At 60.6% G+C, this 21,061-nt stretch carries 14 protein-coding genes and 1 pseudogene; 6 read left to right on the top strand and 9 right to left on the bottom strand.

The window, feature by feature from the left end:
* Positions 1-42 precede the first annotated feature (42 nt).
* Together yddG and ACFQ95_RS20435 are read right to left on the bottom strand one after the other, a co-directional pair.
* Positions 43-972 carry an aromatic amino acid DMT transporter YddG gene (gene yddG, locus ACFQ95_RS20440; RefSeq protein WP_422833955.1) on the bottom strand — a complete coding sequence of 310 codons (930 nt, stop codon included), beginning with the start codon at positions 970-972 and terminating at the stop codon, positions 43-45.
* Between the two features lie 309 nt (positions 973-1,281).
* On the bottom strand, positions 1,282-4,350 hold the full coding sequence (locus tag ACFQ95_RS20435; RefSeq protein ID WP_422833952.1) for a bifunctional diguanylate cyclase/phosphodiesterase: 3,069 nt from the start codon (positions 4,348-4,350) through the stop codon (positions 1,282-1,284).
* 271 nt (positions 4,351-4,621) lie between these two features.
* Between ACFQ95_RS20435 and ACFQ95_RS20430 the strand changes: the two genes are divergently transcribed.
* The gene (locus ACFQ95_RS20430; RefSeq protein WP_422833950.1) at positions 4,622-5,533 is read left to right on the top strand and encodes an aldose 1-epimerase; all 912 of its coding nucleotides are present in this window, start codon (positions 4,622-4,624) and stop codon (positions 5,531-5,533) included.
* 45 nt (positions 5,534-5,578) lie between these two features.
* On the opposite strand, the gene ACFQ95_RS20425 is transcribed toward ACFQ95_RS20430, so the two are convergent.
* From ACFQ95_RS20425 to ACFQ95_RS20395, 7 genes are all read right to left on the bottom strand, one after another.
* Entirely contained in the window at positions 5,579-6,778 is a 1,200-nt protein-coding gene (locus ACFQ95_RS20425) for a mandelate racemase/muconate lactonizing enzyme family protein (protein WP_422833949.1), read from the bottom strand.
* Entirely contained in the window at positions 6,775-7,530 is a 756-nt protein-coding gene (locus ACFQ95_RS20420) for a ribonuclease activity regulator RraA (protein WP_422833947.1), read from the bottom strand. The genes ACFQ95_RS20425 and ACFQ95_RS20420 overlap by 4 nt, the downstream gene beginning before the upstream one ends.
* Before the next feature lie 11 nt (positions 7,531-7,541).
* Entirely contained in the window at positions 7,542-8,768 is a 1,227-nt protein-coding gene (locus tag ACFQ95_RS20415; RefSeq protein ID WP_422833945.1) for a mandelate racemase/muconate lactonizing enzyme family protein, read from the bottom strand.
* A 13-nt stretch (positions 8,769-8,781) separates the two neighbouring features.
* Positions 8,782-10,485: an ABC transporter ATP-binding protein gene (locus ACFQ95_RS20410; protein WP_422833943.1), complete on the bottom strand. Its 1,704-nt coding sequence runs from the start codon at positions 10,483-10,485 to the stop codon at positions 8,782-8,784.
* Between the two features lie 8 nt (positions 10,486-10,493).
* Positions 10,494-11,660, bottom strand: coding sequence for an ABC transporter permease (locus ACFQ95_RS20405; RefSeq protein ID WP_422833941.1), 1,167 nt, complete (start codon positions 11,658-11,660; stop codon positions 10,494-10,496).
* 25 nt (positions 11,661-11,685) lie between these two features.
* Positions 11,686-12,672, bottom strand: a complete 987-nt coding sequence (locus tag ACFQ95_RS20400) for an ABC transporter permease (RefSeq protein WP_422833939.1) — start codon at positions 12,670-12,672, stop codon at positions 11,686-11,688.
* A 71-nt stretch (positions 12,673-12,743) separates the two neighbouring features.
* The gene (locus ACFQ95_RS20395; protein WP_422833937.1) at positions 12,744-14,708 is read right to left on the bottom strand and encodes an ABC transporter substrate-binding protein; all 1,965 of its coding nucleotides are present in this window, start codon (positions 14,706-14,708) and stop codon (positions 12,744-12,746) included.
* A gap of 258 nt (positions 14,709-14,966) precedes the next feature.
* Here ACFQ95_RS20395 and ACFQ95_RS20390 point away from each other — a divergent pair, with 258 nt between their 5' ends.
* The 5 genes and pseudogenes from ACFQ95_RS20390 to ACFQ95_RS20370 form a co-directional block, all read left to right on the top strand.
* On the top strand, positions 14,967-15,887 hold the full coding sequence (locus ACFQ95_RS20390) for a dihydrodipicolinate synthase family protein (RefSeq protein ID WP_422833935.1): 921 nt from the start codon (positions 14,967-14,969) through the stop codon (positions 15,885-15,887).
* 38 nt (positions 15,888-15,925) lie between these two features.
* Entirely contained in the window at positions 15,926-16,615 is a 690-nt protein-coding gene (locus ACFQ95_RS20385; RefSeq protein ID WP_422833933.1) for a FadR/GntR family transcriptional regulator, read from the top strand.
* Between the two features lie 128 nt (positions 16,616-16,743).
* The gene (locus tag ACFQ95_RS20380) at positions 16,744-18,027 is read left to right on the top strand and encodes a glucarate dehydratase family protein (RefSeq protein ID WP_422833931.1); all 1,284 of its coding nucleotides are present in this window, start codon (positions 16,744-16,746) and stop codon (positions 18,025-18,027) included.
* 286 nt (positions 18,028-18,313) lie between these two features.
* Complete coding sequence (locus tag ACFQ95_RS20375) at positions 18,314-19,798, top strand: methyl-accepting chemotaxis protein (RefSeq protein ID WP_422833929.1); 1,485 nt, start codon at positions 18,314-18,316, stop codon at positions 19,796-19,798.
* Between the two features lie 122 nt (positions 19,799-19,920).
* A pseudogene (locus ACFQ95_RS20370) lies at positions 19,921-20,945 on the top strand (IS630 family transposase); the annotation flags it as partial.
* Between the last annotated feature and the right edge of the window lie 116 nt (positions 20,946-21,061).

Genomic DNA, 21,061 nt, shown 5'->3' with positions numbered 1-21,061 from the left:
CTAGACTGGCAGGCTGCGGCTAAAAAGCCTGGGCTTTGTCCTTTATGCATGCCGTGAGTGTGCTCGCGTAGACCACCAACAAACCACCGAGCCAATCGACACCATGGCCACACCTTGCCAGAAAGAGGCAGACGGCGCTGTACTCAGCCAAACGCTGGCGAGCAAAATGGATAACACGGGGGTGAAGTAGGAGGCGACGGCCAACAGCGTGAGGTTGCCTTTCTGTATGCCGTAGTTCCACGCGGAATAGGCGGTGGCCATAAATGCGCCCATCACCACCACCTGGGCCACGCCGCTGAAAGTGAAGCGCAGCGCGGGCTCGGGGCTGATGGCATAGAGCAGCCAAAGAATCAATGCGGTCCCCAGCAGGAACAGCGGCACGCCGCTTTTGCCTTCGCCGAACCTCTTCGTCAGCACCGAATACGCCGCCCACAAAATGGCTGCGGTAGCGGCCAGGCCATATGCCAGGGGATTGTTTTGCAGGTTGGCCAGCAGAGCGGCTGGCGACCAATCGCCATCCCCTTTCATGACCCAGACCAAGCCCAGGAAACTCAGGAGCGCCCCCGGGAACATCGCCCAGTTGGCTTTTTGCTGCTTCAGCATGACGGCCAGCACAATCGTCAGGCACGGCCACATGTAGTTCAGCATGCCAAGCTCCAGAACCTGCGTGCGATTGGTCGCCAGGCCCAAGGACAGCGCCAGGAAAATCTCGTAGGTGATGAACAAGGCTCCACCCACGAACAGGTAGATGCGGTTGAAGCTGGCGGGCCGCGGCACCCCAAGTGCCAGCGCCGCCAGGATGCCTCCCACACTGAAGATCATCGCCGCACCGCCTATGGGCCCCAGCAGCTCTGAGATGCTGCGAATCAGGCCCACCGTGGTGCTCCACAGCAGGACTGCCACGAGGCCCTTGAGGGTAGCGGAACGGTTTTGGGCGATGGACAGCGTGAGAACGGGTGAAGTCTTGGGCATGGTCAAGCCTGGTCGACGGCCATTAGCGAGGGTTAGAGGGTGATGCGAGACCGAGCTTCGCGGCTGGGTTCAGCCGACGGCGGCATCACAGCCGCGAGAACAAACGTACGGCAAAGCCTGTTGAGCGGCAAGCTCAAGTGTACAAATGTCCTTCACCCTTTAGAAATGCTGCTTCAGGCACCCCTCACGCATCAACGGCTGCACAAGCAGTGGAGGCCGTTTGAGAACCCAACGCCGGCGCTGTGCTTGCAAAAATCGTTCTCTCAGGTGCAGAAAGGGTGGCCTGCGCTGCACAGGCCAGGCCGGCCTTCAGGAGCTGGCAGAGTTATGCTCGTTTTGCAACAAAATCGCGAGTTGATCCGCAACCACCGGTCGGCTAAACAGATAGCCCTGCCCGTTTTCGCAAGCATGGCGGTATAGGAAGTCGCGCTGAGCCGGTGTTTCCACGCCCTCGGCGATGATCTGCAGGCCCAGGCTCTTGGCCATCGCAATGATGGCCAGGGTGATGGCCACGTCGTCGCTGTTTTCCGGGATGTCCTTGACGAAGGACCTGTCTATCTTCAGGTAGTCCAGAGGGAAACGTTTCAGATAGCTCAGCGACGAGTAGCCGGTTCCGAAGTCGTCTATGGCCAGCGCGATACCCATGCGTTTGAGTTCCGTGAGCACCTGCACCACCCGCTCGGGCTGCTGCATCACCATGGACTCCGTCATCTCCAATTCGAGATAGCGCGCGTCCAGCCCGCATTCACTGAGAACCGCGCCAATACGCGCCGCGCAGTCGGTCTGCGAGAACTGTCGCGCCGCGAGGTTCACGGCAACCCGCTGCAGTTTGAGCCCGGCGTCCAGCCATGTGCGCATCTGCCTGCAGGCCTGCTTCAACACCCAGTCGCTCAATGCGTCTATCAGTCCGGTTTCCTCTGCAATCGAGATAAACCGGTTCGGTGGCAACAAACCAAGCTCGGGATGCTGCCAGCGCACCAGCGCTTCTGCCCCACTGATTCTTCCGGTGCGCAAATCGATACGCGGCTGGTAGTGGAGCAGCAGTTCATTCCTCTCGAGTGCCAGGCGAAGGCTGCTGCTCATCAGCAGGGTCTCCATGGCGCGCGCATTGATCTCGGCCGAGAAGAACTGAAAGTTATTTCGCCCTGCTGACTTGGCCTGGTACATCGCGGCGTCAGCGTTCTTCAGCAGGCCCTCGGTATCCGCAGCGTCGGCTGGATAACAGCTCGCTCCAATGCTGCAGGAAATAAACAGTTCATGGCCTGCAACCGAGAACGGCGGGCCAAATGCATCGAGTATCTTGTTCGCGATGGTCGCCACGCTCTTGGGATGGCTCACGTCCCCCAGCAGCACGCAGAACTCGTCGCCGCCAAAGCGGCCGACGATATCCACCTGACGCAGGCAGAGCTTCAGCCGCCCGGCCACCTGCTGTAGAAGTTGATCCCCTGCCGCATGCCCGAGCGAGTCATTGACATGTTTGAAGCGGTCGAGGTCCAGCATCATCACCGCCACCTGTGTGCCCTGTCGATCCGATCTTTCCAGCATCGCGCTAAACCGCTCCTGAAACTGAAAGCGGTTGGGCAATCCCGTCAGAGCGTCGTGTTCTGCCTGGTAGCGCAAGCGCTCCTCGTAGCCCTTGAGCGAAGTGATGTCCGAGCAGATGCCAACATAGTGAATGGTCTTGCCCGCATCGTCCTTGACCGCGCTGATGCTCAGCAGCTCAGGAAAAATCTCCCCGTTCTTGCGCCTATCCCAGATCTCGCCTTGCCAGAATCCCTTGCTGTTGATCTCTTCCCACATCCCCTGATAAAACGCCTTGTCGTGGCGTCCCGACTGCAGAAGCCTGGGATGTTTTCCCAACACCTCATCGGGCTGGTAACCGGAGATCCTGCAGAAAGCCTGGTTGACGGAAACAATGCACCGGTTTTCGTCCGTCACCATGATGCCCTCGGCGACACTTTCAAAGGCTTTGGCACTCAGCCGGCGCACCGCATCTTCCTGCTTTCGGCGGGTGATGTCGCGTGCGATGCCTACGGTGCCGACCAGTCTGCCATCTCCGTCGGTGACCCGGCTCTTGGTACTCTCGAACGTGCGGATGCTGCCGTCGAAAAAGGCAAGATCTTCCTCCACTTCCAAACGAACGCCATCACGCATGACCTGCTGGTCGTTGGCGAAGTAAGCCTGCGCCAGCGGCGCCGGCCAGAGTTCGAAATCGGTTTTACCGACGATGTCTTCCAGCTTGCGACCTGCCATCTGGGTAAAGGCGAGGTTGACGGCGAGAAACCGCGACTTCGCGTCCTTGAACCACGCAATTTCCGAAATATTGTCGAGAATGGCCTGCCGCTGCCGCTCCTGCACGTGAGCGCGCTCTTGTGCGCGGCGGCGCAGCACCGACCCGACGATGACCGTCGCGCCAAACATCAGGATCAGGCCCGAGGCCAGCAATTCGATTTGCCGGTAACGCCTGACCCTTTCGCGCACTGCGGCCAGCGACTCATCGACCGACAGGCCCACACTGGCGATCAGGTCGTAATCGATCAAGGTCTGGTAGCTCTGAAAGCGCGGGATCTCATCAAAAACGCTTGCCCCCACGTAGTCCCCGGCCGGCGCCTGTTGGGCCTTTTCCAGCAACCGGTTGCTGCGGGTATCTTCGCCAAACCGGTCCACATCGCCCCTGCGCAACGCCCGGGTGATACCGTCGCCGCCGAGCAGCGTGACGACTCCGCTCTCGTTCAGATCTGATCGGTTGAAGTCGTCAACGAAGTAAGCCGGGTCTATACCGCAGACCACGATGCCCTTGAACTCGCCTCCGGGCCCGGTCATGCGGTGGGCAACCGGGATCAGCCATTTCGACGTGCTCCGGCTGCGAACCGGCTGGCCGATGTAGAGACGCCGTGCAGGCGAATCCCGGAGGATCCTGAAATACTCACGATCGCTCAGGTCGGGGTTGGGCATTTCACTGACCGTCAGTGCCAACTGACCTCGCTCGTTGATGACAGCCAGTTCGCGGGAGGTGTTTTTATCGAGCAGCTTGCTGGCGAGCAGTTGCGCCAGCTGGAGCTGGCGCCCGCCCGCCAGATAGTCTCGCGCCACAAACTCCAGGGCCAGATCCAGGTTCTTGAGTGTTTTGGAAGTCTGCGCCTCGAACAAACGGGTGAGCGAGTGGGCCTTCTGCACTGCGGCATCGGTTTGCTGCCGCAACTCCTGCTCGGCGCGTTCGGCGGAATAACCCCACAACATGGCGAGAAGCAGCAGCGAAAAGAGCATCACCGCCAGTTCCCACAAACCCATGTATCGCAGCCAGGGGACTGGATTGAGTTTTCGCAGCATCGACAGAGCTTTGGAAGTAGGACTGGCGAGGGTATCGAGGTCCGGCATGCCTGCTCCACTGATGTGCATGGGCATTTGAGTCTATACCAACAGAGGCCCACCAACCAGGGCTCCAGTCTCGGGCGGCCTGGCCTGTTGGCGTCGACTGCACGATGCGCTGCTGGCACAAGCTCGGCGAGCCCGCGAGGTCCGCCCCTTTATCTCAGACGCGCAGCGGGTCGGGCATTCATGCGGGTTTGCCGCGTTACCAGGTGACCGCCATGATGGCTAGCATTCGGTTCGCAGCAAACCGGGCATACATGACCTCACTGGACACAATATGGCTTTAGCAATGGAATCATCGGTAATTGAACTCAAGGCAGACGGTGCTTGCGCGAGGCTGCTTGCCCATGCGGGGGGACGTGTTTCGGCATTAAGCCTGATCAAGCCGAATGGCCAGGCTGCCGATGTCCTGTATCCCTATCCGGAAGATTTTTTCGACCCCATCGTCTGGGCCAAAGGCGGCATCTATCCGCTGATGCCCTACTCGAACCGCATCGCCAATGCTGTGCTGCAGGTCAACGGTGATGCCGTGGCACTGCAACCGCATCCCAATGCCTTGCCCCATACTTTGCATGGCAATGCCCACGCACAGGCTTGGCGCGCTGAGCAGACCGATGCCGCCAGCGCCACGCTGGTACTGGACAGTCCAGCAAGCCCTGCCTGGCCCTGGCATTACACGGCGCGTATGCGCTTCGAGTTGACTGCTTCGTCACTTCATGTACAGCTGACCCTGCGCAATGTAGACCGGCGCACCATGCCTGCGGGCTTTGGTCTGCACCCTTATTTTCTGCACGACCCAGCAGCGAAGTTGAGTTATGCGGCCAGCAGCGTATGGCCTGCAACGGCCGAATACCTGCCCGGCACCGAGCGGGAGCAGCGCAGCGACGAATCTTACGTACCTGCGCGTTGCCTGCCCGACGGCCCCCTGACCGACTATGTCGGCGGGTGGAATGGCTCAGCCTCGGTGGATCTGCCGCAGGATGCGCGGCTGAACATTCAAGCCGACCCGGTGTTTGGCCACCTGGTGGTGCATAGACCCGAAAACCCCGCCTACCTGTGCCTGGAGCCGGTGAGCCATGTGGCGGATGGGTTCAATCTGGCTGCACGGGGTGTGGCCCGCACTGGCACTCACTGGCTGCAGCCCGGTGAGAGTCTGACCGGCGGCATGCGTTTTACGCTAACTGGCTAAACCGCTTGCCTGGGGTTCAAGTGCCTGGAGCCTGTTCACGGTCTATTAGGCGTAACCGGTAGATCCGTCGGGCTTGAGCGGCACCTTGCGCTCCCAGTGGATGTATTGCTCTGTGCCCAATAACTTCTCGTCCATCTCCACCCCCCAGCCGGGACGATCGGGGCGCAAATCCAGATAACCCTCGCGAGGCAGGTAAGGGTCCAGCACATAGTGTGCACCCTCGTACTGGCTCGTCGATGCCACCTCTTGGTTGCCGGTGCCGAAGACATATCCAGGCCCATGCGGCAGGCGGTACTCAAGAATGCGGAAATTCGTCGTCGCGGCGCTGAAGTGCACATTGATCGCCGTGGCCAGCGGCCCCATGGGATTGTGCGGCGCAATCGTCACGTAGTGCGCCTCGGCAAGGGCCGCGATTTTGACCATCTCGGTGAGGCCGCCGACCACGCAGATATCGGGCTGGACGATGTCGCAGCCACGCACCTGCAAGAGGCGTAGGAATTCAAAGCGGCTGTAGAGCGACTCACCCGTCGCCAGCGTGCATTGCAAGCCACGCTTGAGTTCACCCCAGGCCTCGAAGTTTTCGGGACGTATGGGTTCCTCGAAAAACAGCGGGTCATAAGGCGCCAGCGCGTTACCCAATTGCATGGCCTGTGCGGGTTCGAAGATTTTGGCGTGTGCGTCGAAGGCCATCTCGTAGTCGCTGCGCACGGTCTCGCGCAACTTCCCGAAATAGTCACCCGCCTGGCGCACAACCTCACCCCAGCGGTGGCGGTGCATGTCGACCCGGTAGGGGCTGAGCTTGAAGGCCGACAGGCCCCACTCGGCATTCAAGGCGTCCATCTGGTCGCGCGCGGCCGCCGGTTCAGGTGCGGTGTAGAGGCCGGCATAAACCTTCACGCGGTCGCGTACGTTGCCGCCCAATAACATGTAGACCGGCACACCCAGCGCCTTCGCCGAAATGTCCCACATGCAGTGGTCCAGTGCGGAGATCGCGGCCAGGCCCAGCGCGCCCGGGGGAAAGCGCGTCTGTTGCAGCAGGTGGTGGATGTGGAAAGACACGCGCCTCGGGTCTTTGCCTTGCAGAAAGCTCAGCAGGTACTCCAGCAGCGGAAACAACGCCAGGTCGGGACCGTGGTTGTAACACTCGCCCCAGCCAGTGATACCTTGGTCCGTATCCATGGCGACAATGACGCGGGGTCTATCCTTGTCACGCGACATGAAGACGCGAAGACGGTCGATTTTCATGGTTTCTCTCTTTCTTGGCCGGTGCCCAACTGGGTTCGCCAGGTTTTGAATTGGTCCAGCGTGGCGGGGTCGGTGGGCGGATACAGGCCAAAGATGCGACGGCCGGCCAATACCTGCTGCATCACAAAATCTTCAAACAGCGTCTGTTCCAAGGCCTCCCCGGCCACGGTTTCTGCGATCTCCGCGGGGATCACCACCACACCGTCGGGGTCGCCCACCACGATGTCGCCCGGAAACACAGCCACACCACCACAACCCACGGGCACATTGATGTCCACCGCATGGTGCTTGATCAGATTGGTCGGTGCGGAAGGCCCGCCGCAATAACTGGGAATAGCCAACTTGGCGATCTCGTGGCTGTCGCGCAAACCGCCGTCACTGACCACGCCTGCCACACCGCGCAGCATCATGCGGGTCACGAGTATGGAGCCGGCCGATGCCGCCGAGGCATCCCCGCGGCAATCCATCACCAGCACATGGCCGGGTGGAATCTCTTCCACGGCCTTGCGCTGCGGGTGCTCATGGTTCTGGAACACAGCGATGTGGTCCAGGTCTTCGCGGGCCGGAATGTAGCGCAACGTGTAGGCCGGGCCCACCATCTGGCCGGCCCCCGCGCCAAGCACACGCACACCCTGCATAAAGGCATTACGCAGACCGCGCTTGAACAGTAGCGTGGTCAAGGTGGCGGTAGAGCTGGTTTTGAGCACATCCAAGGCGGTCGTGCTGAGGGGAGTGGGCGTTGCCAGGGGCATGGTGTAGCCGCTCACTGCCGAGCTGAAAAGTAGCGTGCCCGCTGCAGGCGGGTCTGCACAAAAAGATGCTCGTCGTGTGTACCCTCGGCGTAGGAGCCAGAGGCCGCCGTAGCTTGCACCGAGATATTCGCCTGGCTGGGATATTGAGCCACAAAGGCCTCGTCGATATCCACACCCAGGCCCGGAACATCGGGCACCTTCAAGTAACCGTTCTCGGATATAGGGTGCGGAATCACTGTGTGGGCACGCCCCGCCCAGTCGTCCTCGATGCGCTCCAGGAACAGCGCGTTTGGTATGGCCGCCAGCACGTGCAGCGCGGCGTATTCGGCCACAGGACCGAGCGAGCCCGAGTGCGGTGCCATCATGATGTGGTGCGCCTCGGCCATGGCGGCGATCTTCTTCATCTGTGTGATGCCCCCGGCCCTGCCCGTATCCGGCTGTATCACGTCGACCAGGCCTGAGGTGATGAGTTCGCGCTCGCCGAAGATCGTGCTCATACGCTCGCCCGCAGCCAGTGGCACATGGGCCGCATCGCGGATGCGCTTGTAGTCGTCCAGGTTGTCGGGCGCGATCGGGTCCTCGATGAAAAGTAGGTGGTAAGGCTCCAAAGCGCGGGCGACTTGCACCGCATCACCAGGCGTCATCCACGGCACGCCATGCAGGTCAATCATCAGGTCCATCTCTTCGCCTATGGCCTCGCGCAGTTGCGCGACCATGCGTACCGGATCGGACACACCGCCGCACTTGATGGCCGTGATGCCGCGCGCCTTCAGGCTCAAGGCCACCTCTGGTGTGTTGGCATGGGCGTAGATGCGGATCTTGTCGCGCAGCTTGCCACCCAGGAGATTCCACACCGGCACACCCAGTGCCTTGCCCTTGATGTCCCACAGCGCCATGTCTATACCGGTCATGGCGCCGCCCCCCACGGTGCCCGTCATGCCGTGCACCATGATGGCCGACTGCATGCGCTGCCACAAACGTTCTATATGTGTTGGGTCTTCGCCGATCAGGATGCGTTTTAAATCCTGCACCGCGGTCTCGACCACGCGCGGCCAGCCGGAGCATTCACCAATGCCCACAATACCTTGGTCGGTGTAGACCTTCACGAACAGCCAGTTGCGTGTGCCAGTGATCCCCGGTGAATAACTGTTGACGCCGAAGACGTTATCGGAAGCCCAGGCCTTGGGCTCCGGCGCACCCGCATGCATCAGAAAAGTTTTGATGTCGGTGATCTTCATGCGCAGCCCTCGCTTACGTTTTCTCGGTGTAGCGGAAACGGGTGTGCAAGCCACGCACACGCGGATCGGGCTTGGGCACAGCCGACAACAGCGCCTGTGTGTAGGGATGTGTAGGTGCATCGCAGACCTGGTTGGTCTCACCCGTCTCCACCACTTTTCCGCGGTACATCACGGCCACACGGTCGCAGAAGTAACGGATCACGGCGATGTCGTGGCTGATGAAGATGAAGGACAAGCCCAGCTTGTCTTGCAGGTTCAGCAAAAGGTCCAGCATCTGCGAGCGCAAGGACACGTCCAGCGCCGAGGTGGCCTCATCGGCCACGATGACACGCGGGTTCAACGCCAACGCACGTGCGATGCCAATGCGCTGGCGCTGGCCGCCCGAGAAAGCATGCGGATAACGCTCGCGCCAAGCGGGATCCAGCCCCACGTTCTGCAGCAGCTCAGCCACACGTTCATCAAGTTCCTTGCCCCTGGCAAGGTTGTTGACGAGTAAGGGCTCGGCCACGATCTGCGCCACGGTCATGCGTGGGTTCAGCGAGCTGATGGGATCCTGGAAGATCATGCGGATTTCGCGCCGGCAGTCCTTGAGCGTGTGTTTGTCGGTCTTCAACAAATCCACCACCGAGCCATCTGCACGCCGGTAGTCGATGGCACCGGACTGCGGATCGTAGACCCGCAGAAGGCAGCGGCCCATGGTGGTCTTGCCAGAGCCGGACTCGCCCACAATGCCCAAAGACTCGCCCGGCATCACCTTCAGCGACACCTGATCTACGGCCTTGATCTCGGTCTTGCCGGAGCGGAAGCTCAGGCACAGATCGCGTACTTCGATGATGGGTTGCGTGGTCTCGGGGATGCCGGGGCGTTGCAGCCGAATGTCGGCAGTGCGCCCCAGCTTAGTCACCGAGCCTATCAACATCTGCGTGTAGGGGTCCTGGGGTGCGTGGAAGATGGTCTCGACCGGGCCCGCCTCCTTGATGCGGCCATGGTGCATCACGATCACCTGGTCGGCGATCTCGGCCACCACGCCCATGTCGTGCGTGATGAACATCACGGCCATGCCCTGGCTCTGCTGCAACTGCTTGATCAGGTCCAGGATCTCGGCCTGCGTGGTCACGTCCAGCGCGGTGGTGGGTTCGTCGGCGATCAGCAGTGCGGGCTTGCAGGCCAGCGCCATGGCAATCATCACGCGCTGGCGCATGCCGCCCGAGAACTCGAAGGTGTAGCGGTCTATGGCCCTGGAAGGATTGGGAATCTCCACCTGACCCAGCAGCTCGACGCAGCGTGCACGCGCCTCGTCCTTGGACATCTTCAGATGCAGGCGCAACACCTCCATGATCTGGTTGCCCACCGTGTGCACCGGCGACAGCGAGGACATGGGTTCCTGGAAGATCATCGCGATCTCGGCACCGCGGATGGCCCTAATCTCCTTGCCACGGTGGTTCAGTTGGGCCAGGTCCAGGCTGCTGCCATCGGGCCTGTGCAAAAGCATGGAACCAGCCACGATGCGCCCGGGCTCGTCGACGATTTGCAGGATGGAGCGCGCCGTCACGCTCTTGCCGCTGCCACTCTCGCCCACCACACACAAGGTGCGGCCGCGCAACACGTCGAAGGACACGCCGTCTACGGCTTTCAAAATGCTGTTGCGCAGCGGGAAGTGGGTCTGCAGGCCGCGCACCTGCAGCAGCGGGGTGCCCTCGGCGGTGGATGCGTTCATGCTGCTTTTCATTTGTTGTACGGATCGGAGGCGTCGCGCAGGCCGTCGCCCAGGAAGTTCATGGCGATGACCGCCAGCACCACAAAGGCACCGGGAATGAAGAGCCAGGGCGCGGTGGCGATCGAGCGGATGTTCTGCGCCTCGCGCAACAACACGCCCCAGGAGATGGTGGGCGGCTGCAGCCCCAGGCCCAGAAAACTCAGCGAGGTCTCGGCCAGGATCATCGCGGGAATGGCCAGTGAGATCGACGCGATGATGTGGCTTGCGAAGCTGGGCAACATGTGGCGGAAGATGATGCGCCCCTCAGAGGCGCCATCCAGCCGCGCCGCCATCACAAACTCTTCGGTGCGCAGGCTGAGAAAGCGGCCGCGCACCACACGCGCCAGTTGGGCCCAGCCGGTCAACGACAGAATCAATGTGATCATGAAGTAATTGAGCACGGCTGGCCAGTTCTGCGGCACCGCGGCCGAAGCCGCAAGCCAGATCGGGATGGCGGGCAGCGAAAGCACAAGCTCGATCACCCGTTGGATTGCGAAGTCGATACGTCCACCGTAATAGCCAGATATTCCGCCCAACACAATGCCTATCACCAGCGACAGAATCACGCCCACCAGCCCCACGGAGAGCGAGATTTGCGCACCCACCATGATGCGGCTGAACACGCAACGCCCCAGACGGTCGGCACCGAAGAAGAATACCGGCGCTCGCGCATCCTCCGAGGCAAACAGGTGGGTGCTGGAATTGAACAAGCCCAGCACCGAATACTCGTAGCCCGATGCGAACATCTTCAGATAGACCTTGCGGGTCAGGTCTTGCTCGTAGACGGCGGCCAGCGTCTGCGGGTCTCGTTTGAGTACGTAGGGATAAATATAGGGTCGCAGGGCCCAGCCACCATCCGCCTGTCTGTCAATGAAATGCAGCGCCTGCGGCGGATGGAAGGCCGCTCTTGCGTTTTGTTTTGCGGGGTCGTTGATGGCAAAAAAGCCCGGCACCACGGCAATGACATACAAGACGACCGTGATCACCAGCCCGACCATGGCCAGACGGTGCCGCTTGAACGCCCACCAGACCAATTGCCACTGCGAGGCGACCGCCATGCGCGCTGAGGCGCGGGCGGCTGATTCGTCTGGCGTAGGCTCGGAGATCGCGGGAGGAGAAACGATGGTGCCGCTCATATGGAAATTGGCGTCCGTTGAGTGTTTATTCGAGCCGGATTCGCGGATCCACCATGGCCAGCAGGATGTCGCTGACCAGTGAACCCACAACCGTCAGCAGGCAGATCAGCAAAATGAAGGCACCCGCCAGGTACATGTCCTGGCTCAGCAGCGACTGCAGCAGCAAGGGGCCGGCTGTCGGCAGACTCATCACAATGGCGACGATGATGGAGCCCGACACCAGATTGGGCAGCAACCAGGCGATGGTCGAAATAAACGGGTTCATCGCCATACGCACGGGGTACTTCATGATCAGCGTGAACTCCGACAGGCCTTTGGCGCGTGCGGTGGTCACATAGGGCTTGTGCAACTCGTCGAGCATGTTGGCGCGCATCACGCGGATCAGGCTGGCCGTGCCCGAGATGGCGAGGATCACCACCGGAATCCACAGATGCTCCAGCAGATCCAGGGTCTTGGCTATGCTCCACGGCGCCGTGAGGTATTGCTCGGAAAACAGTCCACCGACGTCACGCCCCAGCTTCACGGCCGCGACATACATCAACACCAGCGCCAGAAGAAAGCTGGGGATGGCCAGGCCCACAAAGGACATAAAAGTCACCAGGTAGTCGCCGATCGAGTACTTTTTGACAGCGGAATACACACCGATGGGCAGCGCTATGCCCCAGGTCAGCAGCAAGGCAGAGAAGGTCAGGACCAGCGTGAGGCTCATGCGCTCCCAGATCAGGTCGGCCACGGGTTGCTGCCATTCAAACGACAGGCCGAAGTCACCGTGCAGAACGATATTCGAGATCCAGCGCCAGTACTGCACGATCATGGGCTGGTCCAGGCCGAAACGCTCGCGCAGGCTGGCCGCAGTGCCCTGGTCCACCACCTCGTTGGAGGCGGCCAGCGTGGCGATGTAGGTGGTGACGAAGTCTCCGGGCGGCAGCTGGATCAGCACAAAGGACAAAAAGCTGATCGCCAGCAAAAAGGGCAGCATCCACAGCAGGCGTTTAACAATGAAGCTCAACATGGTTTGGGCCAAAAGTTCGTCATGCAGCCCCCACAGGGAGGGCCGCAACGTTCAAAAAACCTCGGGAAACTTTACGTACGCGTGAAGAAGAATTGCTGCGGCAGCGCCGGCGCTGGGTTGGGCCACGACCAGCCGTTCGGATAACTCTTGGGTACGTTCTGCAGATTGGTCTTGCAGATGCCGAAGGAGTTCACGGCCAGACACACACCAATCGTCTCGAAGGCTTCGGCACACTGATCGAAGACCTGTTTCATCAGCTCGCCGCGCTTCTTCAGATCGGCCGTGGCACGCGCCTCGTCGTATAGCTTCATGCGCTGCTTCTGGCTCGCAGGTGGCTCCTGGCCATCTTTCCCGCCCGAGGTGAACCAGACAGACCAGGGAATCGCATAACGCGAACCTTGGGGATGTGTCGCAATAAAGTCGCGCGCATCCAGCATAGGGTCCAGGCCACCCGGGCCCGGCCAGGTGGCGGCGTCATGGTCGTTGGCATCTCCCCGGGTGTAATACAGAGCACGCTCTATCGTGTTGACCTTGATGTCCACACCAATCTCCGCCCAATGGCGCTTGACCAGTTCCAAGGTATCCACCGCATCGGGGTAAAGCGTGGGAATCACATCGATGGAAAAGAACACCTTCTGGCCGTCCGGACGCAGGCGGAATTTCTGCGCGTCACGCTTGTCGTAGCCCAACTTGTCAAGCAGCTCGTTGGCTTGCTTGGGATCGTATTGGGTAAATTGGTAGGCCAGCTTCTCATTGAACCAAGGGTGGCCAGGGCGCGGGCCGGTCTGGTAGGGCTCGGACTGACCGAGGTAGACGATGTCAATGATCTCCTTGCGGTTCATGCCCAGCGATAGCGCCTGACGGAACTGCTTGTTGGCGAACATCTCGCGCATCTTCGGGTCTTTGTGCGTCATGTTCAGGTAGATCTGTACCTGCTGCGCACTTGTGTTGATCAACTCTATGAGCCGGTAGCCGCCCTTTTGCATGTTCTGCGACAGCGTGGGCTTGTTCTGCAGAGAATCAATATGGCGCTCCTGAATGTCGAGCTTGCCCGACAGCGCGTCCAGCATCAGCGACTCCACGTCCTGCGAGATATTGAAGCTCAAGCGGTCCACATAAGGCAACTGGTTGCCGGCCTGGTCCACCTGCCAGAAGTAGGGGTTGCGGTCCATCACCACACGTGTGGCGCCACCCGAATAAGCCTCCGTCAGAATCCACGGGTCCAAGGTAGGTTTCTCAACATTGCCCCAGCGCGAAGGGATCTCGATGTCGCCGCACTTGTTACGGAAGTACGTGGGCCAATCGGCCACATTCGCAGCCTTTGCGTTGTCCAGCGCCTTGGGGTTGTACTTGGGCAGGAACTGGCTGCAGTAATGCTTGGGAAACAGCGTGGGGTGCTGGCCCAGCGGCGTCGCCAATTGCTCCAGGAACAGCGCATAGGCACTGGCAAAAGTGAACTTGACAGCGGTGTCGCTGAGCTTGGTCACCACCACCGGCTTGTTGTTGATCACCAGCACTGAAGGCACGGTCTTGTAGAGCTCGGGATTCTTGCAGCAGTCCTCAATCGCAAAGACGATGTCGTCCGCCGTGAAAGGCTTGCCATCCGACCACTTCATGCCTGGGCGCAGATGGAAGGTGAACTCCGTGGCTGCGGCATTCACTTCCCAGCGTGCGGCCACACACGGCAGCACTTCGGTAAAGGCCAGGTTCCAGCGCACCAAGCCCTGGTTGCCCACCATGCGCAGAATGCCGTTGTGATCAGAGCTACCGCGCAGCCCGCGGCGAATCACGCCGCCATAGGTCCCCACTTTTTCGGCTTGCACCACCAGCGGCATGGACGGCAGCCGCTGCGCCAGCGCAGGCAGCTTGCCATCGGACACCAGCTTGCCCAATGCCGCAGCCTCCTTCGCGGCCTGCGCCAACGCCGAGCTGCCCACCCCCGCAAGGGCCGCCGCGCCAGCAAAACCCTTCAAGACCGTTCGACGGCCTGCACTGGCGGACGCAGGGAAACGAGAGGAACGACGCGGCGTGAACATGGGGTGTCTCCTATCAAGTTATCGAACAATTTTGTCAGACAACTTTTGCAGCGCCAATCACGGACAAACCCTAGGGAAATTAAGTCATTTTTACCAATAAAGACTAGGCACTTCGTCTCTGCACACGGCTGCAATCCGCCACCTCGCTCTACACACGAATGATTTTTTGTCTGACAACTTTATATTCGTCATACAATATCCATCCACTTGCTGGCCTAGCGCATGGCCGCCAAACACACACTCTGGAGTTCCCGACGCATGAACACGACCCCCTTGCTTCCAGAAGAATTCGGCAACGCCGTGCTGGCCGTACCACCCTTGGCGCGGCGCCCCGACCTCACGCTGGATACCGCTCAAAACGCCAGTTTGATCCGGCACATGGAAGCAGGCGGCCACCGCACCTTGCTGTACGGCGGCAACGCCAACCTCTACCACTGCCCACTGAGTGACTACGCGCAACTGCTGGAGGACCTGGCTGCCGCCGCGGCCACCACCACCCGCGTGATCCCTTCCATAGGCCCGGATTTCGGCAAGATGATGGACCAGGCCCGACTGCTGCGCGACAGCGGTTACCGCACGGCCATGGTGCTGCCCATGGCCGGATTCACCACGCCCGCCGGTGTGGCCGATGGTTTGCGCCGTGTGGTGCAGGCCGCCGGCATGCCACTGACGCTTTACCTGAAGAGCGAGCAGTACATAGACGTGGCCACGCTGGCCAAACTCGTCGAAGAAGGCAGCATTGCAGCCGTCAAGTACGCCATCGTCCGCGATGATCCGGCGCAGGACCCATATCTTGCAGAGCTGGTGCAACGTCTGCCGCGCGAGCGCATTGTGAGTGGCATGGGTGAACGCCCGGTACTGGTCCATCTGCAGCAGTTTGGACTGGCCTCCTTCACCACCGGCTCGGGCTGCATCGCCCCCAGACCCTGCATAGCGCTGCTGCGCGCGCTTAAACGCGGCGACATGAGCACAGCCACCGCCCTGCATGCGCGGTTTCTCCCCATGGAGGATTTGCGCGAGTCCATTTCGCTGATCCGCGTCTTGCACGACGCCGTCAGCCTGTCGGGCATCGCCGACATGGGGGCCCACCTGCCCTTGCTCAGCCCAAGCCCTGCCGATCGCATGGAAGAGATCCGCGCACAGGCGCTGGCGCTGCTCGCTTACGATAAAGAGTTCTGATACTCAGCACTTCCCCAGTCTCTATTTTTCCAGCCAACATGAAAAGCAGCAAAGGCAGCGGCCTGGTCGACCGGGTTTACCGCGAGATCCTCAAGTCCATCATCGACGGTGAATTCGCCGAGGGTGACAAACTGCCCACCGAGTTGGCCCTCACCGAACGTTTCACGGCTTCGCGCCCGACCATACGCGAGGCGTTGACGCGCCTGCGTGCCGATGGCATCACCAACACGCGCCAGGGCTCGGGCAGCTACGTACAGCGCCGCCCCGACCCGGACTTGCCACGCTTCACACCGCTGGAAACACTCTCCGATGTGCAGCGCTGTTTCGAGTTCCGCATCGTCACCGAGTCGGGCGCGGCTGCGCTGGCGGCCACCAAGGCTGGTGAAGCGGAAATCGCCGACCTGATACAGCGCTTTCAGCAACTCAACACCGTGATCGCCCAACAAAGCCTGGGCTCCAGCGAAGACTTCGATTTCCACCTGGCCGTGGCACGGGCCACACGCAACCAGTTTTTCATTTCAGCGATTGGCTCGATGCAGGAACAGATCATGGCCAGCATGACACTGATGCGCAGCCTCTCGCTGACCAAGAGTGTGGAACGTCAAAAAGTCGTGCAGGCAGAACACGAGGTGGTGCTGGAAGCCATACGTCGCCGCGACCCGCAGGCCGCCAGCCAGGGCATGCGGCAACATTTGGAAAACGCGCGCGACCGCATGTTCGGCAAATAGATAAAGCCGCCACAAGGCGGCTGCGTACCGGCGAGTCAGCATGCCGCCGCAAAACCGTTCGCGAGCATTTTGAGTGACTCATGCAGCAACGGCATTCGTCGACGTTAGCCAGTGAAAGGGCCAGCAGAATGAAGAATCAGGTGACGATTAAACAGGTTCGCATCACACCCATCGCTTTCCGCGACGGCCCGTTGCTCAACGCCGCGGGTATCCACGAGCCGTGGGCGTTGCGTAGCATCGTCGAAGTCGAAACCTCGGATCAGCGCGTGGGCATCGCGGAAACCTATGGCGACGCGTCGGTTCTCCGGGCGCTGAGAGAGGCTCAGGACTTGCTGCTGGGGCTTTCTCCGTTTGCGTTGAATGCCATGGAAGCCAGGGTGCGCGCAGCCATACAGCCCGGCGTCAGCGCTGATCGCCCCATACAGTTCGGACTCGCCACCGGTTCACACGTCACCAAGAACGCCGAAAAGGTGATCAGCGCCTTCGAAGCGGCCATGATGGATCTGCAGGGGCAAATGCTCGGCATGCCGATCTGCGACCTGCTGGGCGGTGCCGTTCGCCCGGAGGTCCCCTACAGCGCCTACCTCTTTTACAAGTTTGCCGAGCATATCGACCGCCCCTACGCGCCGGATGCCTGGGGCGAGGCTGTAAGCCCAGAACAAATCGTTGTGCAGGCGCAAAAAATGGTGGCCGAATACGGCTTCCAAAGCATCAAGCTCAAGGGAGGGGTGTTCGACCCCAAGCTGGAAATCGCCTCGATGAAAGCGTTGCGCAAGGCATTTCCGACCGCACCGCTACGGCTCGATCCGAACGCCAACTGGTCGCTCGCCACCAGTATCGCCGCCGCCCAAGAGCTGGATGACTTGCTTGAATACTACGAAGACCCGACACCCGGTCAGGAAGGCATGGCCGAGTTGGCCAAACACTGTCGTGCGCCGCTCGCCACCAATATGTGCGTCACCTCGATGGAAGAGTTCAAACGCAACGCCACCACACACGCGGTGAAGATTCTGCTGTCCGATCATCATTACTGGGGCGGCCTGCGCGCCACCGTTGCCCTGGCGCGCATGTGTGCCGTGTTCGACATGGGCATGTCCATGCACTCCAACTCTCACCTGGGCATCAGCCTGATGGCGATGACACACGTCGCGGCCGCCATCCCCAACCTGACCTATGCCTGCGACACACACTACCCGTGGCAGGAGGAAGAGGTCATCAAGGGTGGGCGGCTGGCGTTTGTCGAGGGTTCGGTGAAGGTACCAACAACACCAGGCCTGGGCGTTGAAATTGCCCCATCCCAGCTGCAAAAGCTGCATCAGCAGTACCTCGAATGCGGCATACAGAACCGCGATGACCTCGGCCAGATGCGCAAGTACAACCCGGCCTTTGGCGGCACAAATCCGCGCTACTGACGCCAACACTCAGGGCTGCGCTGCACGGCAGGGCGGCGGTCGTCACGGCCTCTATGCCTTGTCCTCGCGGACAGGCACCCTCTGCATTGCTGCAGCGTGCCATCCGTGGAATTGTGATCCGCGCAACACCACCTGTTGCCCCTCACAGAAGCGGTGTGATCCACGTTGCGTCTTGGCTTGACGATAGGTATCCTCAGAACGCACACACCTTCAGCGCTGACCAGCCTCTCTACTTTGGCATGGCAGCTTTTTTGGAGTGCCATGCGCCATAGATCGGAACTACGCCATGACCACAGCCGCCCAGATTTCCAGTGTTGCCCAACGCACCCCCTCCTCCGCCCCCGGGTTCACCCCGCGCAAGACGTCCTGGCGAGAAACCGCCTGGCGTGAAGCCGACCGCATCATGGTCGGCGCGATTGTGTTGCAGACCCTGGTGGCCATCGCCATCGGCCTGCAGTGGGGCGACACCAGTGTGGCTCTCGGTGTTGCGTTGCCGGTGCTGGTTTTGGTGCTGCTGGTGCAGGCGCGTTTTGGCGGCTCCACGTTTTGTGCACACACCATGGCGGTGGCCACCATGGTGATGGTGGCGCTGCACATACAGCTAGCGCGCGGCATGCTGGAGTACCACTTCGGCGTATTCGTCTCGTTGGCTTTTTTGCTGGTGTACCGGCATTGGGCGCCTATCGTCACCGGGGCGGCGGTGATCGCAGTTCATCACATCCTGTTTGATCGTTTGCAGTTCTCCGGCATGAACGTGTATTGCCTCACCGAGCCGAATTTCGGCCGCGTGCTGGTCCACGCCGGCTACGTGATCGTTCAAACAGCGTTTCAAGTGCTGATTGCCGTGCGTATGCAACAGCGGGCCGTGGAACAGGTGCAGTTGGTTGACCTGGTCGAGCAACTCACGGCAGACGAGCACATCCACCTGGACACCAGTGGCCGCAATTTTGCGGCGGGCACAACCTCCGCACGCCTGAAAGATGCCTTGAGCCGCATCAACAACGCCGTGCACGAAGTGCAGGCCGCTACACACACCATCAACCAGACCAGCGCAGAAATTGCCAGCGGCAATGCCGACCTGTCGACACGCACCGAGCAGACTGCGTCCAGCCTGCAGCAAACCGCGGCAGCCATGGCACAGCTGACCAGCGGCATCGGCCAGACTGCAACATCGGCAAACGAAGCCAACGACCTGGCCGGCAGAGCCTCCGGCGCTGCCACCAAGGGTGGTGAGGTGGTGGCCGAAGTTGTGGCCACCATGCAGGCCATAGACGTCAGCGCCAGCAAGATCGCCGACATCACCAGCCTCATCGACAGCATTGCGTTTCAAACCAACATCCTCGCATTAAACGCGGCGGTAGAGGCTGCGCGCGCCGGTGAGCAGGGCCGCGGCTTTGCGGTGGTGGCGTCTGAAGTGCGCAGCCTGGCGCAACGCTCGGCCGCTGCCGCCAAGGACATCAAAAGCCTCATCAACCAGTCCACACAAGAGGTGGCCGACGGTGCCAAACACGTGCAGGCCGCCGGCGCGTCGATGAAAGAAATTGAAACGGCGGTACAACGTGTGGCCAGCCTGATTGATGGCATCGCCAGTGCTTCAGCCCATCAGAGCAGCGAGATCGCCCGAGCCAATCAGGCGATCAGCCAGCTCGACCAGATGACACAACAGAACGCCGCGCTGGTCGAGCAATCCTCCGCCGCTGCGGAAAGCATGCGCGAGCAAGCCAGCCGCTTGAGCCAAAGCACTTCGGTATTTAATACGGTAAGCGCCTGATGCGCTGTCCCGTGGAAACCTTGCATAAATAGAGAATGCGAATGCGGTATCTTTGCAAAGAGCATGTCGCGATGAGTACAGGCAGGCACTAAGAGCAATGCGATCTGAGCGTGGCAGAGCATATGCAGCTTGAGTCGTTCGTGCGCAGCCGCCCGCTGCCTGCAGCGCTGGTGGTACGAGCACGCATTGTTTTGTACAACGCCGATGGCCAAGACCATCTGTCAATCACCGCAATGCTCAAAATGCGCCAGGCGCCCGTTGGCAAATGGCGTGCCGGTTTCATCACTCATCGCGTGGCTGGTCTATACGATGGGTCCCGGGCCTGCACGCACCATCAACGACGAGAAGGTGGTGCAGTTGATCCAGAAAACACTGCTCACCAAACCGGCTGATGGCTAGACACACTGAAGCATGCGCTCGGTAGCGGCGGAGACGGGCATCTCCAAAAGCAGCCTACAGCGCCACTTCCAAGCGTTTGGGCTGCGGCCCACCACAGCGAGAGTTCAGGCTATCAACCGATGCCTTCTTCGCGAAGAAGTTGCGGGATGCTGTCGGCCTGTACCTGAGCCCAGCAGAAAATGTAGTGCTGATCTGCGTGGACGAGAAGAGCCAGTGCCAAGCACTGGAGCGTACGCTGCCCATGCTATCAATGGGCTTTGGTTATATTGGAAGCACAACCCACGACTGTAAGCGCTACGGAGTCAAGACGCTGTTTGCAGCACTCGATGTACTCCATGGAGCCTTACTGGCATACAGCAAGGCTGCGCCATAGTCTCCAAGACTGCCTGTCATTCCTGCAGGCGATGGAAGATGCCAGGCCGGCCATGCTGGGCCTTCATGGCATCCCGGACAACCAGGCTAAGCACAGCCGTTACAAGTTCAAATCCTGGCTAGCTGCACGGGCGCATTGGCACACACACGTACTCCCGACCTGCAGCACCAGGCTCAACCGGGTCGAACACCTGTTCGCGCTGATTATTGAAAAGTTATCTGAAGGGGCTGGTTCACCGGCGTCAAGCAATGGGTTCAACGCATGGACGACTTCGTGAGCCAATACGACGAATCTTGTTGGCCGTTTCGCGGACCGCGACTGCCAAGCATGGCAAAGCTCTGCAGACTTTGCTCACGTATCACAGGGACAGCACACTGGATGGGCGCCAACAACTCTCATGGCTTGCTGGCCAACCAGGATAGAAAGTATTCCCGCGAATGAAAGTCGGCAACAGAGGGTTGGTATCGCTGCCCGTTTGCGGCGTGACGCTG

The sequence above is a fragment of the Variovorax sp. HJSM1_2 genome, assembly GCF_049316285.1.
Lineage (GTDB): Bacteria > Pseudomonadota > Gammaproteobacteria > Burkholderiales > Burkholderiaceae_C > Rhodoferax_B.
The sequence above is the reverse complement of the archived record's forward strand: the minus strand, read 5'-3'. Positions and strand labels throughout refer to the sequence as shown.

Excerpts from the sequence above, each read along its gene's own strand:
- ACFQ95_RS20385 (WP_422833933.1), top strand. The coding sequence starts at position 15,926 with ATGAAAAGCAGCAAAGGCAGCGGCCTGGTCGACCGGGTTTACCGCGAG.
- yddG (WP_422833955.1), bottom strand. The coding sequence starts at position 972 with ATGCCCAAGACTTCACCCGTTCTCACGCTGTCCATCGCCCAAAACCGT.
- ACFQ95_RS20430 (WP_422833950.1), top strand. The coding sequence starts at position 4,622 with ATGGCTTTAGCAATGGAATCATCGGTAATTGAACTCAAGGCAGACGGT.
- ACFQ95_RS20420 (WP_422833947.1), bottom strand. The coding sequence starts at position 7,530 with ATGCCCCTGGCAACGCCCACTCCCCTCAGCACGACCGCCTTGGATGTG.
- ACFQ95_RS20390 (WP_422833935.1), top strand. The coding sequence starts at position 14,967 with ATGAACACGACCCCCTTGCTTCCAGAAGAATTCGGCAACGCCGTGCTG.
- ACFQ95_RS20435 (WP_422833952.1), bottom strand. The coding sequence starts at position 4,350 with ATGCCGGACCTCGATACCCTCGCCAGTCCTACTTCCAAAGCTCTGTCG.
- ACFQ95_RS20405 (WP_422833941.1), bottom strand. The coding sequence starts at position 11,660 with ATGAGCGGCACCATCGTTTCTCCTCCCGCGATCTCCGAGCCTACGCCA.
- ACFQ95_RS20400 (WP_422833939.1), bottom strand. The coding sequence starts at position 12,672 with ATGTTGAGCTTCATTGTTAAACGCCTGCTGTGGATGCTGCCCTTTTTG.
- ACFQ95_RS20415 (WP_422833945.1), bottom strand. The coding sequence starts at position 8,768 with ATGAAGATCACCGACATCAAAACTTTTCTGATGCATGCGGGTGCGCCG.
- ACFQ95_RS20375 (WP_422833929.1), top strand. The coding sequence starts at position 18,314 with ATGACCACAGCCGCCCAGATTTCCAGTGTTGCCCAACGCACCCCCTCC.
- ACFQ95_RS20380 (WP_422833931.1), top strand. The coding sequence starts at position 16,744 with ATGAAGAATCAGGTGACGATTAAACAGGTTCGCATCACACCCATCGCT.
- ACFQ95_RS20410 (WP_422833943.1), bottom strand. The coding sequence starts at position 10,485 with ATGAACGCATCCACCGCCGAGGGCACCCCGCTGCTGCAGGTGCGCGGC.
- ACFQ95_RS20425 (WP_422833949.1), bottom strand. The coding sequence starts at position 6,778 with ATGAAAATCGACCGTCTTCGCGTCTTCATGTCGCGTGACAAGGATAGA.
- ACFQ95_RS20395 (WP_422833937.1), bottom strand. The coding sequence starts at position 14,708 with ATGTTCACGCCGCGTCGTTCCTCTCGTTTCCCTGCGTCCGCCAGTGCA.